This window comes from Streptococcus cristatus, from assembly GCF_003943505.1.
Lineage (GTDB): Bacteria > Bacillota > Bacilli > Lactobacillales > Streptococcaceae > Streptococcus > Streptococcus cristatus_E.
The window spans coordinates 64,869-77,524 of record NZ_RJPS01000004.1 but is presented as its reverse complement, the minus strand read 5'-3'; the positions used below and the strand labels follow the sequence as shown (position 1 = coordinate 77,524).

The following is a 12,656-nucleotide window of genomic DNA, read 5'->3' as shown; positions in this document are numbered from 1 at the left end:
GGAAGGTTTTAAGATGTCCCAAGAGAAATATTTACAGGTTAAAAGGAGTATAGAATTCGTCTTGCTTTAGTGATTTTCCTTTTCATTTTATTTGCCATACTAGATTGTATGCTAATAATTAGTTCTTCCAGATTTATCCCATTTTTAGCAACAGCCATGGCGTCTGTCATACCTGTCAATCATTTTCTGCTTGTTCCTTTTTGGCAACAGAAAAAAGCGATAGAAGAAGAGCATCCTGAATGGAAAGATCTTAGTACAAAAGGAGTAAAGATTCCTACGGCTGAGGCTAATAAAAGGACATTAGCAGATATCGGTGCAACTTTAGCTTTGCTTCTCTCCTTTGCAGTATTCTATAGACCTGTTGAGCAGCAGAAGATTAATTATAAAGAGCTAAATGATGCACTCAAGGTTAATGAGGGAACATCTACCACATCAACATCTTCTATGTCTAATTCGTCAACTGCCATTGAAGAAAGTGCTCAAACGGAAAGCTCCAGTAGTGATAATAGTAACTCTCATTACCATATCCCTGGAGCTGATGACGAGACGATTAAGAAGGTGGTTGATAAATCCTTACAAGACTTGAGGCAGCAAAATTCTGGAGAGCAGCAAGCAGAATAGAAGGGGAGAAAATGAGTGATGCTAGTTTAAAAGCACAAATTGACAGTGATAAAGCCAACAAGTCTATGTTCCGTATTACAAAGAAGCGGTTAAAGGTCATGTAGATAATCCGAAATGGTAGGCTGATCCTGATGCATCTAGGATTGTCGCTGGAGAAGAGTTGAAGAAAGCGCGCTCACATTATCAACAGATGCTTAGAAAAGGTGAACTGCCAAAAGGATACAATAGACAAGGGTTGGCGTTTGGTGGTGAGAATGTTCCGGAAAATATTCAATTTACTGGAGAAACAACGATTAGACATTCAGAATTAGAAGGATTAGATACTAGTTTTTATCATGAAAATGATTATGGTAAAAAGGATCCAAAGGTTTTGAAAATACATCAAAGAGAAGTGGACTATATGTATTTGGAAATAATCCAAATCATACTGAAGTCACTAATTTCCAAAATGAAGTATTGAGATGGCAAAGACAGCAAGGTTTAAGATAGGAGCTTGATAGATGAGTGAAGTATTACTGCCTGGAATTTGGTATGGCGAGGTAAGCCAATTAAGTTTGGATGAATTAAAGAATAGCTTGCTTTCGGTACAAGACGAGCGTGAGTGCATACTGTTAATTGTTGAAATAATGAAAAAGGGAGATTTTTCCGTTAAAAATCTTTTAATTGATTTAATGAATCAAACAGAAGATGAAGCTGTGTTAAATTTATGTATCAGATTATTTTGCTCAGTGTGTACAAATGATGATTTAAAAGATGTTAATAATTTTCGTTTTTTAGATTCTGTATCGGAATTTGGAGCTTTTACATTCGTTACTGGTGCAGTTGAAACAATGTCATATCAAGTTATTCCATATCTTTTGACGCTGTGGCAAGAATGGGAAGATTCTGATAATGATTTAGAAATTGCTATACAGGATGCGTTGGATTCTTTTCTCGAATATCGCTCGGTTTTATCAGAGAACGCAACGTTAGAGGAAGTAGGAAATCTATATATAGATGTAGTAAAAACTAAAAACTTAGATTGTTATTATTATAATACTTCTCTTGCTTTTCCTGGTTTGTTTACACAAGAAATTATGACTGCTCTACACATCGCTGCTCAAAAGAAAGAAAAATATCATTTATATCTTCAATCGTCACTTTTGTCTATCTATTCGGGCGAAAAAGTTCCAGTTGACACTAATGTTGTAATTTCAAGAGATGAAATTGATTTAATGATTAGTTATATTGATCGTCTAATCAAAAAACTTTGGGTAGAAGGCATGAAGTATTTTTATGGTCATCCTGTTGAAAACTAGAAGTGTTGGAGAAAAGATTGTAAAATATTTTATCCCGAAATCTTTTACTAGAGGCTGGTTCGGATTATAAGTTAAAAAATAAATCTGGGAAATCGTGTCTAGACTATGCGGAAGAATATTCTTGGAGAAGTAGTCTGCTTGATATAATAAAGGAGTATGAAGATGGTAGAAATTAATAACAATGATTTTGGTGGTTTCGTTGTTTCAAACAATATTCTTGATGGAAAAGCTATTCGCTATTCCTATCGCGAGGAATCTGCTATTCCACAATTAAATGGCTGGACACTGTTATCAATCGAAGATAATGAAGCTTACCTAGCTAATTCAAAAAATTTCACAATTTTAGGAGCAAATAGCATTGTAAAAATTGCTCCTGTTATGCTGGAAATTTTTGAAGCCCCATACGGCACCGACTTGTGCTGGCTACATGAGGAGGGCGTTCATGTAGGATTTTATGATTTGGTGAGAGATAGAGAGACTACTATCGAGGAAATCGTTAATTGAGTATCATTTGTATCTCGTCTAAGCCTTTATAATCTAGAGTAAGAGAATTTGTCATCTAAAGTAGAATAGCTTTTTGAAAAAATCGCAAGCTGAATGCTGGAGCAATTGAGGAGTTTTAAATGGCATTAGATAAAGAAAAAATACAGGAAAATTTTCAGGAATTTATGTTTTATATTGATGATACCTTGGCTGATATAAGGCAAAAAGCCAGCCAGCAAGGTTATCATCTGGATATGAGCTTAGAGAGCTTGAAAGATTTGGCGCAATTCGTTCGAGAGAATGATGTCAAAAATGATCCTGAAAATATTGACGATTTCTTTAATAGCTGGGTCTATCTTGGTGAGGTTTTTCGCTTACAAGTCAAAGGAGCCTACTGGAAAGTTGGCACTGAGAATCCGAAAAACTTAAATTATGGGTTAGAGTATTTGACGGGTTATAATACAATTGGTTCGGAATTTATTCCGTTATTAATTATGAATAACTTTACTTTAAGTTCACCGAATAGGCTAAATAATAATTTTTTTTATGAGTTAGTGTTGAAACGTTTAAATCCTAAACCAATCAATCTAGACCATCTTCCAACTGAAGAGAGTTAAGTTATTTTTGGCGTCGTTTAATTACTTATTAGGTAAATGTTTCAGGTGAATATGAGAGGATTATTAAAATGAATAATACAGAATTCAAAAAAAATGTAGGTGAAGTTTTAAAACAAGAAGGTTTTCTATATAAAAATAAGCAATATTATTTTGAAAACGAAGAATTGATTGTCTTTGTTGCTTTTCAAAAATCTAACTTTGAGAACTCTTTCTATATCAATTACGGATTTTTTATAAAAAAGCTTCATGAAAAATTAGAGAGTTTAAGTCATGGTTTTGGAGATTTTGGAGGTCGCTTTGTTTACAATGATAACGACAAAATGATTGGAGATTATAAACTGTCTGATCTGACGAAGGAAAGTCTTTCAGAGAGTATTTTAGAGAATACAGAGAAGTTTATTAAACCAGCCTTTGAGAAAGGGATTGATGATTATTTGGAAATGTATCCTCACTTAAAACGAAGACTCCCTTTGACAGTAAAGGAATATTTAGATTCCGCCTACAAATGAACAAAGCAGAATTCAAAAAGATTTCTAGCGAAGTTTTAAAACAGCAGGAGTATACAATATTGACATCGCCTTACAGCATTCTCCATCTGACAATGGCCTAGCCTTTCTCGCCGCTGTTCAGAAGGTATTGCAACCGACGGATATGAGCTTGAAGGTAGAATTGCCCGAGTGAGTTGGAAAAAAAGTAAGCGAAATTTTTGACTAAATATTGACCAAGTGAGATAGAAAAGCCTTTAAAACAAGAGTTTGAGACCTATTTTTTGGTTCCAGAATATCGTCATTCAGATAGAAGTAGACTCAAGGAAGGCTCTAAATTGTATCTAAATGTCGGAGGAGAGGAAGTCTTGGTTGGTAGAGTAAATAAAGATGGTATAATGGAATATGTGGAGGGTTAGTATGCGTAAAGAATTTCTAGTTTACCAAAACAAAGTATATTCTAATTTTGTGAATTATATAAATGACTATATCCTTCTTTCAGAAGATCCGGCAATGTTGAAAGAAGGCTATTTCCCCTATAGTTCCTATGTAGATGGTGAAGAAGAAGGTCTATACGGGAAGCTTGTGCCTTATAGTGAGGTTAGTCAAAGGTATTTGGTTTGTGATAGTGTCTTGTATAAAGATCATGAATTTGAAATCGCAGGTCACAAGTATGGGGATGATGATTTTACAGCACCCGATTCTTATGTGCAAATATTGGTTTCTGATAAAGAATTTTTAAATGAAAACAATATAGCAGATGGTGCGTCATTGATGGATGATAAGTACGGTCATATTACGTATGCATCAGGAAAAATCCCTGTCAGCGAAGTAACGATTCTACGTCGTAGAAAGAATTTGCCAGTAGACCGAAGGAGAAAAATATGAAATCAGTTAATTTTACAATAAAAAGCAACCAATCACTAAGAATTGGTGAGGTGCTTCAAGCAGAACTCTTTGAATGTTACAGCGTTTCCGCTAAGGATGCAGGATTAAAGCCATCTGCGGACTCTCTTATTTCGGATTTCCATTCTGTTCAGTTTGGGGTCAAAGAGAAGTCTAGTTTAGGGTTCCGTCTATCTTTTGATGGTCAAGCTTATCAGGTATCTGTTCCAGATTTGGCGACAGCTTCTGACTGGACTGGGGCCTTGATGTTCTTGAAAACCTTGCTCATTCTCTTAGACGTAACTGTATGTGAACATGATGGTGTGGCGTATGATAAAGATTCTATTCTAGAATTTCATTTCACAGATATTTTCTTATCAGCTCTTTCAGAATTGACTAAGGAAGTAAAAGTTCATCCCATCGTGGAAATTATGGGAGTGAAACGTCCCATTTACATCAATGAACTCTACCTAGGGCAGATTATCCATGTTCCGGACGAGCAACTCTTAAACAGTTATGACCAGCGTTTGCGATTTACCCAACAGCTAAATGCTTATTACTCTGAGCAGCAAGTTTTTAAAGTAGAGCAAAATGGTGAGGACATCATTATCCCTATCAATTATCTAAATAGTGAAGGACGAACAATCTTACCGGCTCAACCAGAGCTAGAACCTCAATATTTGCAACAGTATCGAGGAAGTAAGGTTGCAGTCGCACGACTATTTATCATGACAGCCGATGGAGAAAAACTAGCCGAGGTTCCTTATCGACAGTTCTTAGAGTCGTTGACCGAGGGTATCTATATGTTGGATGCCAAATACGTTCTTGTAGACCCAATTTCTCCTGAAATGTTGCAGAAGTTATCACAAAACTAACATTCTTAGAAGCTTATTAGTCCGTTCATGGCTGAAAAGTTTACCATCTGATAGTTTTTCAGGTGGTTTTCTTTTTCCTTAAGTTCCCCATTTTATTATTTCTGTATTTATTTTATGCTATAATAAGACAAAGTTTTAATACCATCATTCAACAATAGTGCAAGTAAATACCTAGAAATAGGCAGAATAAATCAANGGAGTAAATAAATGAAGACGTATAAATTGAAAAATAAAGAAAATTATAAATATTTTGTCAAACATTACCTAGAAGTGATGAGAGAAGGAAAAGAAGCAGAAGCTTTTCTTGGAGAGGATATTAGGTATCGTTTTCAACAACGAAACTCAATGATAACAGAATACACTGATATTCAGGTGTTGCTGGAATATTGTTTATTCCCTCTATATATAGAAGGTGATAAGGATATAGAGAGAAGGACATTTGAGATATTAAAAGAGTTTTCTTTAAGCATTGATGAAAAGAAAATATGGCAAGTTACGGAATATTTATTGCTTCAAGATTTCATTCTGGCGGAATATAAACCCCTTCCTTTTGAAATTGATACAAGAAAATTAGTTCCTCTTATACTTGATACAATAGAAAAACTTCCTAACGAGTTAAAAACTAGTGGATATTATGCTCGATTAATTGGAAATATTAAATCAATTCCTTCTTTCAAGTATTATGAGGTGGAAAAGGTGGAGAAGATTCTTAAGGAATTCAAGGAAAAATACTACAATCCCCCTAAGGTAGTAGAAACCATTAAAACAGTTGAGGAAATTGAACTAGACGTTACGAGTATTGATGCGATGGGTGTTGCAGATGACCATCTAGAGTTGTTGTTGATTGATGAAAACAAATGGATAGAAGCTTTGGAGGGGGAACATTTGTTGAAGCTTCAGGAAAAACTCAACAACTATATCTACTTCCTCGAAAGCAAGCAGTATGTGAAGCGGTATGGCGATAACTTTGTTAAAAAAGTCATCCATATCACTTTCCAATATTCTCCATCTGACAACGGTCTAGCCTTTTTAGCAGCTGCTCAGAAAGTCTTACAACCTACAGATATGAGCTTGAAGGTAGAATTACCGGAGTGATAAAGAGAGCGGAAACGCTCTCTTTTTGTGGTATAATGAGACTATATTTATAAAAAGATTATTTAACAGTTCTAAACAGCGAACTACTTATGCCAACGATTGGTACAAAAGGGTATTCTTACGATGATTTTCTATCTGCGATTGAACGTCAAGGCTATTATGAAATAAAAAATCCACGTGTATATAAGCCTGGCACTAATGAAACTGATGAAGAAAAGGTAGAGAAGATCCTTAAGGAATTCAAGGAAAAATACTACAATCCACTTAAGGTAGTGAAACTATAGGAAACACCATGGAAAATTTAAAATGACGCAACAAGAACTAGTAAATTTTATTAATAAACATAGAGATAAGATAGGGGCATTTCATATTGCGCTTGATGAACGATTTGAAGGTCAATTTACTTTGGGATATTATTATGATGATAAGTCTAGGAAGTATAAAGTTTATGAAGTTAATGAACGCCAAGATACCTGGATAAGAAACGAATTTAAAAATGAAAGTGATGCAATAAATCGACTTTATCGTTTGATAAAAACAACATTTTGGATAAAAGAAACTCCAATTCAGTTAGATGATTCAGAAATCGATTGATTAGAAACAGTCACATATTTTTCATTGAGCATACTTATATGAAGGGGAAAGGGTGTATTACCAAATGAATCAAATAAAAGGAAATGGGTTTATTATAACTGGAGAAAATGGCAATTATACAATGTCCTAGATGACAGGAGGTTTTCAAGATATTGATAGAGTTGTTCAATATAGAGTCAAAGAAGGGAGTGAAATCCCTGCAAATGTAGGACCTATCGGACCTCAAATAGATTTGGAAATCAACATGTATTTGCCAGGTGGACCCAATCAGATTGAAATGTTGATGGGGAGAGAAAAAATGAAACGTTTAGAGATAATTGGAATTCGTAATATAGAATATTGAGAGGATAGTTTACATGAGGGTTAAATATACTGACCAAAGTGTTAAGTGGGAGAATAATGGAGAAACTATAGAAATTTACATAGAAAATATAATATTTGCAGACTTTGATAAAGATAAAAATGTTATTTTTATTGGAATTGGAAAAAATTTTATTGCATCAGATTTTTATTATTACTCTATAGATGGGTTGTTAATACTCCAATATCATGAGTCGACTGACATTATTTCCTGGGGCTATAATAAAAAACATGAAATAGAGATTCCTAATAAAGAATCAGTCTCTTTCTACCCCAATCAAAAACTGATTTTAGTTATTTATAGAATCTCGTCTGAACAGACTTCGGTTACTGAAATGAAAATATTGGATTTATATGGTAATCTCATTTATCAAGCTAAATCTCCTGAGGGTTATACTATGGTCTATGTCACAGATGTTCTTAGTAACCAAATAAAAGTTGTTTGCGATGCAGTTATTGAGGATAATCGAGATTCCTACGGTCGTGATTGTTTTAATTTTCTATTAGATCTAGATACAAGAAAATGGACAAAATTTGGTTTAGCATACTAAAATCTAAACTAGGGCTATCGAGTTCAGCTTTGTAAAATTTACAATATTTTAATACTAGAGATTTGCCATATCCTGAGGGATATCAAGCATACCGTTAGTATGAAGTGCTGGTAGATTTAACTGAGGAAAATATTCTTAAAGTATTTGAAAATGTACCTAAAGAAGTGAAGGATGCCCTTCTCGATGCGATGGGTGTTTCAGATGACCATCTTGAGTTGTTATTGATTGATGAAAACAAATGGATAGAGTCATTAGAAGAAGAGCATCTCTTGAAACTTCAAGAAAAACTCAATAACTATATCTATTCCCTCGAAAGCAAACAGTATGTGAAGCGGTATGGCGATAACTTTGTTAAAAAAGTCATCCATATCACTTTCCAATATTCTCCATCTGATAATGGACTAGCCTTTCTCGCTGCAGTTCAGAAGGTATTGCAACCGACGGATATGAGCTTGAAGGTAGAATTGCCGGAGTAACAAAGGGAGCGGAAGCGCTCTCTTTGTTATGATATAATGAGACTATATTTCTAAATAGCGAACTGCTTATGCCGTCAATTGATATGAAGGGGCATTCCTACGATGAGTCTCTATCTGCGATTAAACGCCAAGGCTATTATGAAATAGAAAATCCACTCGTCTATGAACCAGGTACTAATAAAATTGAGCAAGTTGAGGGGATTTTTAGAATAAATCAATGGAGTAACTAAATGAAAATATATGAATTACCAGAGCCTAAAGATTATCAATCTTTTATTAATTTTTATCGTAATGTGATGGACGAAGGAAAAGAGGAAGAAGCCTTTTTAGGCACAGATGCAAAATATCGTATACGAGAACGGGATTCTTATGAAGTGAATAGTACAGATATTAGTGTATTAATAGAATATTGCTTATTCCCTCTGTATGCAGAAGGTGATAGGGATATAGTGAGAAGAACTTTTGATATTTTAAAAGATTTTAGCTTATCGGTTGACCTAGTCAAATTAGATAAGGTGACTGATTATATTTCTATTCAAAATTGGTTTTTAACTGAATATTCTAATCTTCCCTTTGTCATTGAGACTGATGAGTTAGTAAGAAATATTATAGAAAGTATCTCAAAACTATCAGATGAACAGAAACGTACTTATACCTATGAAAGACTATGTAATGTATTAGACCGTAGTCCATTATACAGACAGTGTGACGAAGAAAAGGTGGAGAAGATTCTTAAGGAATTCAAGGAAAAATACTACAATCCCCCTAAGGTAGTAGAAACCATTAAAACAGTTGAGGAAATTGAACTAGATGTTACGAGTATTGATGCGATGGGTGTTGCAGATGACCATCTAGAGTTGTTGTTGGTTGATGAAAACAAATGGATAGAGTCATTAGAAGAAGAACATTTGTTGAAGCTTCAAGAAAAACTCAACAACTATATTTATTTCCTCGAAAGCAAGCAGTATGTGACACGATATGGCGATAACTTTGATAAAAAAGTCATTCATATCACATTCCAGTATTCTCCATCTGACAATGGCCTAGCCTTCCTAGCAGCTGCTCAGAAGGTATTGCAGAATATAGATATGAGTTTGAAGATCGAATTGCCAGAGTGATAAAGAGAGCGAATTTAGAGGAGACGGTATCTTCTCTTTTTTGCGACAGACCTTATCCTCCCACCGGCGCTCAATGTCCAATATTCAATATGGTATAATGGAACAAGGTAGATGGACGACTAGTCTAATGATAGGAGAATGGGTAATTGAAAGCTAAAAAAATTGGTGCTATCTTTCTAATTTTAATTGGTGTATGTAGCCTTTTTATATTTGGTATTCGAGAGTTTGAAAAACAAGACTTATCTAAATATGAATATTGGATTATAGATACAGAAATTACGGATTATGAATTTATTGAAAATGGGAGAATGATCACAGTTGATTGGCACAGTAAAAAGGAAGTCAATCAACAAGTGAGAGTTCTTGATAAAAAACCTAAATTTGGATCTCCAGGGCGCATAGCTGGCAGACGTTTCCTTGTTTCCTATGCGGCGCGATTCAAAGCAAAATCCGCCTGGAATGAAGTGCGAGATGATTTTCCTATTCTGGAACAAAATTATCCAGATAAGGGGGAATATTGGAAAATAAATGTCTATGACACTAAAGGTGAAAAGTTAGACAAGAAAGTGCTGGATGTATTTGAGATCACTAGAAATTATAATGAGAACTATTATCCTGCTTTTATATTAAATAAGTATTCGATAGACAGTATAGATGGTAAGGAATATCTAACGATTTCTTTAAGGAAAAAAGGAGATACCATCACTGATGTTAGAGGCGAATCAAAATTACTTAAGAGATTGATAGACTTAGAAACAGGAAAGATTGTAGATATTGACCCGAACAATCAAATAAAGAGTTCGCCTAAAATTGGACTTAGTTCGATAGATGCCTTTTCACAGTTATTTGAAGATCATGATTTTTATGTTAGCGATGATGATATTCATTTTTGGAAACTTGGAGATAATACAAAACACTGGCTCTTAAATAGAAAATACCCGAAATCTATGGAAATAATTTCTAAAAATCCCGAAACAAGCTATATATATAAACTTGCATCTGATGATGATTTGCAAACGTCCATAGATATGATAAAACTCGTTTTCCCAGAAGGTACAAATATCTTTAAAGATATCACCATTCCAGCTACTAGTTCGAAAGATGGACAGGAGCATCTGATTCAAAGCGAAGAAGAGTTCTTACAATATTATAAATCCAGTACGGAGGAAGAATGAAAAGACTGATAAAATCAAAATTAGTTCAAGTCATACTTCTTGCACTCACTATCATAGGCCTATACTTTGCTTATCAGGCATATCGTAGGCATGAACTTACTCAGTTTGTTATGTGGAGTCCAAGGGCTAAAATTGCAAGTTATGAATTTATGAATGATAACAAGGCAGTAGCAATTGAGTGGGATAATGAGTCAGAATTAAAGGAAGCAGAAGAAGCTAAAAAATATGATTCGCGTGTCAATGTAGAAAAAATGACGAGAGTTAATGGAGAACGCTATATTATTCAGCAAAGTTATAAGTTAAAATCGGCTACGTATAAGTATTGGATTCTTGAAGAGGATGCGGTTCCATATTTGAAAAGTAATATTCCAGAGCAGGGAGAGTACTGGTTGTTAGACGTCTATGATACGAAAGATGGGACAATCAAACAAAAAACCTATGACGTATTTAAGATGGTAAGAGAATATAATAAGGATTATATTCCAAGAAGAGTTCGTGACGTTAATTATTTCTTGTATACGGAACAAGGAAAAACTTACTTACCAATTAGTATGGCTATTGGTCAACAGCCAGAAATGAAAATGGAAAATGGGCTTATTGATATAGAGGATGGAAAGATAGTAGCAACTACTCCATCTGGTAAAACTTCCAAAGATCTTTATAACGATAAGAAAGAATCATACAAACCGAAGTTAGATGATATTCTTATTTCGAATAATAAATTTTCAAGCGAAAAGTTTGCCTTTGTCTTTTCTAACTTTGGTTTTAAAGAACCAGTAGAAAAATCCCAATACCCGTCCTTATCAAGCAAATATCCAAAGGTGTTTGATATATTAAGCAAAGGGGTGTTGTCTGAACTAGATTTTCTTGGAGAAGAAGATGTTCGTTTTGAAATCTCTCTCTTAAAGCTGGTTCTTCCAGAGGGTACAAATATTTTTAAGGATATCACCATTCCAGCAGCTAGTTCGAAAGATGGACAGGAACATTTGGTTCAAAGCGAAGAAGAGTTCTTACAATATTATAAATCCAGTACGGAGGAAGAATGATGGGACAAAAACGAATATTACCAGAACATATATAAAGTATGAAGCATAGTTTTGAGGTATGAGTGGTAGAATAGAAGAGCTCTAGTTTGATAGAGCTTTCTGTAACAGCAGCTAAGGATGCCTTAATAAAAACAATAGGAGGGTGGTTTAGTTAGTGGCAAAGAGAAATAGAAAAAATAAAGCGAAGATTATTGATACAGAAAGAGAAAGATACCATGGTCCTTTGATTACAAATGGTGTCAGTTTAGGATACATTAAGATTTATCCCTGGATCAATTTACCATTTTGCTCATTTTTCTTTTACTGGGCCCTTATAGGTGAAACAGGAAGTCGTCAGGGATGGATTAAAATTCTATTTTTGACTTGCATCATTCTTAATGTGGTAAGTATTTTATTTGCTTTTTCTAAGTTTCTAATCAATCGATTTAAATTTTTAACCTATATTCTGATTGCTTTGCTTACTTGGAGCGCATTAGTTTGGATCAATTTTATCGGAATGATGATGTTTGCAATAGTAGGAGATTCAAAAAGTATAGAGGGAATATATCAATCCCCTCTCACTCCATTTTATGTAATATTGATGATGTTCCTTTTTATCTTTGCTTGTGGCCTCTATGCTTGGTACTATCTCCCAAAGAATCAGGGGAAAGTCTGGGCTTTTAATCAAGTAAAAGAGGGAGATAGAAAGAAAACGTGGTGGAATAATGTTGCAGTAGCTTTTGCGGGGGCAACAATCATTCCCTCCCTCCTAACGGGTTATATTCAGAATGCCTTCGGTATTTTATTGGGAATTTTGTTAACCTTGACGCTGACAGCTGTTATGGTAGATGCGGTTTATGCAGCTATTTATGTAAAAAAGCACCTTGATAGTGATGAATTAGATTAAAAATATTGTAAAAATCCAAATTGCTTGACAACAGATTTGTGAGTCTTGGAATACACTGCCCGTCCTAAATCTGCCAATCTATGTGATACGA

18 protein-coding genes and 3 pseudogenes are annotated in these 12,656 nt (G+C 34.5%); all 21 read left to right on the top strand.

Annotated elements, in window-relative coordinates:
* Window positions 1-108: 108 nt before the first annotated feature.
* Window positions 109-621: a hypothetical protein gene (locus D8792_RS04800; protein ID WP_306416506.1), complete on the top strand. Its 513-nt coding sequence runs from the start codon at window positions 109-111 to the stop codon at window positions 619-621.
* Between the two features lie 160 nt (window positions 622-781).
* Window positions 782-1,081 (top strand): hypothetical protein, encoded by a 300-nt coding sequence (locus tag D8792_RS04795; RefSeq protein WP_218837446.1) that lies wholly within the window; start codon window positions 782-784, stop codon window positions 1,079-1,081.
* 40 nt (window positions 1,082-1,121) lie between these two features.
* Window positions 1,122-1,919 (top strand): Imm47 family immunity protein, encoded by a 798-nt coding sequence (imm47, locus tag D8792_RS04790; protein WP_015606008.1) that lies wholly within the window; start codon window positions 1,122-1,124, stop codon window positions 1,917-1,919.
* Window positions 1,920-1,960: 41 nt separating this feature from the next.
* A pseudogene (locus tag D8792_RS11800) lies at window positions 1,961-2,095 on the top strand (ankyrin repeat domain-containing protein); the annotation flags it as partial.
* Complete coding sequence (locus D8792_RS04780; protein WP_125373119.1) at window positions 2,082-2,423, top strand: DUF2185 domain-containing protein; 342 nt, start codon at window positions 2,082-2,084, stop codon at window positions 2,421-2,423. The pseudogene D8792_RS11800 and the gene D8792_RS04780, both read left to right, overlap by 14 nt.
* A 119-nt stretch (window positions 2,424-2,542) precedes the next feature.
* On the top strand, window positions 2,543-3,019 hold the full coding sequence (locus D8792_RS04775; protein ID WP_125373118.1) for a DUF6278 family protein: 477 nt from the start codon (window positions 2,543-2,545) through the stop codon (window positions 3,017-3,019).
* A 68-nt stretch (window positions 3,020-3,087) separates the two neighbouring features.
* Window positions 3,088-3,528 (top strand): DUF4304 domain-containing protein, encoded by a 441-nt coding sequence (locus D8792_RS04770; protein WP_125373116.1) that lies wholly within the window; start codon window positions 3,088-3,090, stop codon window positions 3,526-3,528.
* Between the two features lie 58 nt (window positions 3,529-3,586).
* Window positions 3,587-3,700 (top strand): annotated as a pseudogene (locus tag D8792_RS11870) (DUF6572 domain-containing protein); the annotation flags it as partial.
* Window positions 3,701-3,924: 224 nt separating this feature from the next.
* Complete coding sequence (locus tag D8792_RS04765; RefSeq protein ID WP_125373115.1) at window positions 3,925-4,392, top strand: hypothetical protein; 468 nt, start codon at window positions 3,925-3,927, stop codon at window positions 4,390-4,392.
* A complete protein-coding gene (locus D8792_RS04760) occupies window positions 4,389-5,264 on the top strand; it encodes a DUF4299 family protein (RefSeq protein WP_125373113.1) in 876 nt (291 codons plus the stop codon). The genes D8792_RS04765 and D8792_RS04760 overlap by 4 nt, the downstream gene beginning before the upstream one ends.
* 207 nt (window positions 5,265-5,471) lie before the next feature.
* A complete protein-coding gene (ifs, locus tag D8792_RS04755) occupies window positions 5,472-6,359 on the top strand; it encodes an NAD glycohydrolase inhibitor (RefSeq protein WP_125373112.1) in 888 nt (295 codons plus the stop codon).
* An 89-nt stretch (window positions 6,360-6,448) separates the two neighbouring features.
* Entirely contained in the window at window positions 6,449-6,643 is a 195-nt protein-coding gene (locus tag D8792_RS04750) for a hypothetical protein (protein WP_015605984.1), read from the top strand.
* 22 nt (window positions 6,644-6,665) lie between these two features.
* Window positions 6,666-6,953, top strand: coding sequence for a hypothetical protein (locus D8792_RS04745; protein WP_125373111.1), 288 nt, complete (start codon window positions 6,666-6,668; stop codon window positions 6,951-6,953).
* A 130-nt stretch (window positions 6,954-7,083) separates the two neighbouring features.
* Window positions 7,084-7,296: a hypothetical protein gene (locus tag D8792_RS04740; RefSeq protein WP_125373108.1), complete on the top strand. Its 213-nt coding sequence runs from the start codon at window positions 7,084-7,086 to the stop codon at window positions 7,294-7,296.
* A 13-nt stretch (window positions 7,297-7,309) separates the two neighbouring features.
* Entirely contained in the window at window positions 7,310-7,864 is a 555-nt protein-coding gene (locus tag D8792_RS04735; protein ID WP_125373107.1) for an alanine acetyltransferase, read from the top strand.
* Window positions 7,865-8,043: 179 nt separating this feature from the next.
* Window positions 8,044-8,340 (top strand): annotated as a pseudogene (locus tag D8792_RS04730) (DUF6572 domain-containing protein); the annotation flags it as partial.
* A 62-nt stretch (window positions 8,341-8,402) separates the two neighbouring features.
* Window positions 8,403-8,570, top strand: a complete 168-nt coding sequence (locus tag D8792_RS11420) for a hypothetical protein (RefSeq protein WP_446677391.1) — start codon at window positions 8,403-8,405, stop codon at window positions 8,568-8,570.
* Window positions 8,571-9,458 carry an NAD glycohydrolase inhibitor gene (gene ifs / locus D8792_RS04725; protein WP_125373106.1) on the top strand — a complete coding sequence of 296 codons (888 nt, stop codon included), beginning with the start codon at window positions 8,571-8,573 and terminating at the stop codon, window positions 9,456-9,458.
* 146 nt (window positions 9,459-9,604) lie between these two features.
* Window positions 9,605-10,633 carry a hypothetical protein gene (locus tag D8792_RS04720; protein ID WP_125373105.1) on the top strand — a complete coding sequence of 343 codons (1,029 nt, stop codon included), beginning with the start codon at window positions 9,605-9,607 and terminating at the stop codon, window positions 10,631-10,633.
* A complete protein-coding gene (locus tag D8792_RS04715; protein ID WP_125373104.1) occupies window positions 10,630-11,679 on the top strand; it encodes a hypothetical protein in 1,050 nt (349 codons plus the stop codon). The genes D8792_RS04720 and D8792_RS04715 overlap by 4 nt, the downstream gene beginning before the upstream one ends.
* A gap of 154 nt (window positions 11,680-11,833) precedes the next feature.
* A complete protein-coding gene (locus D8792_RS04710; RefSeq protein WP_125373102.1) occupies window positions 11,834-12,565 on the top strand; it encodes a hypothetical protein in 732 nt (243 codons plus the stop codon).
* Window positions 12,566-12,656 lie beyond the last annotated feature (91 nt).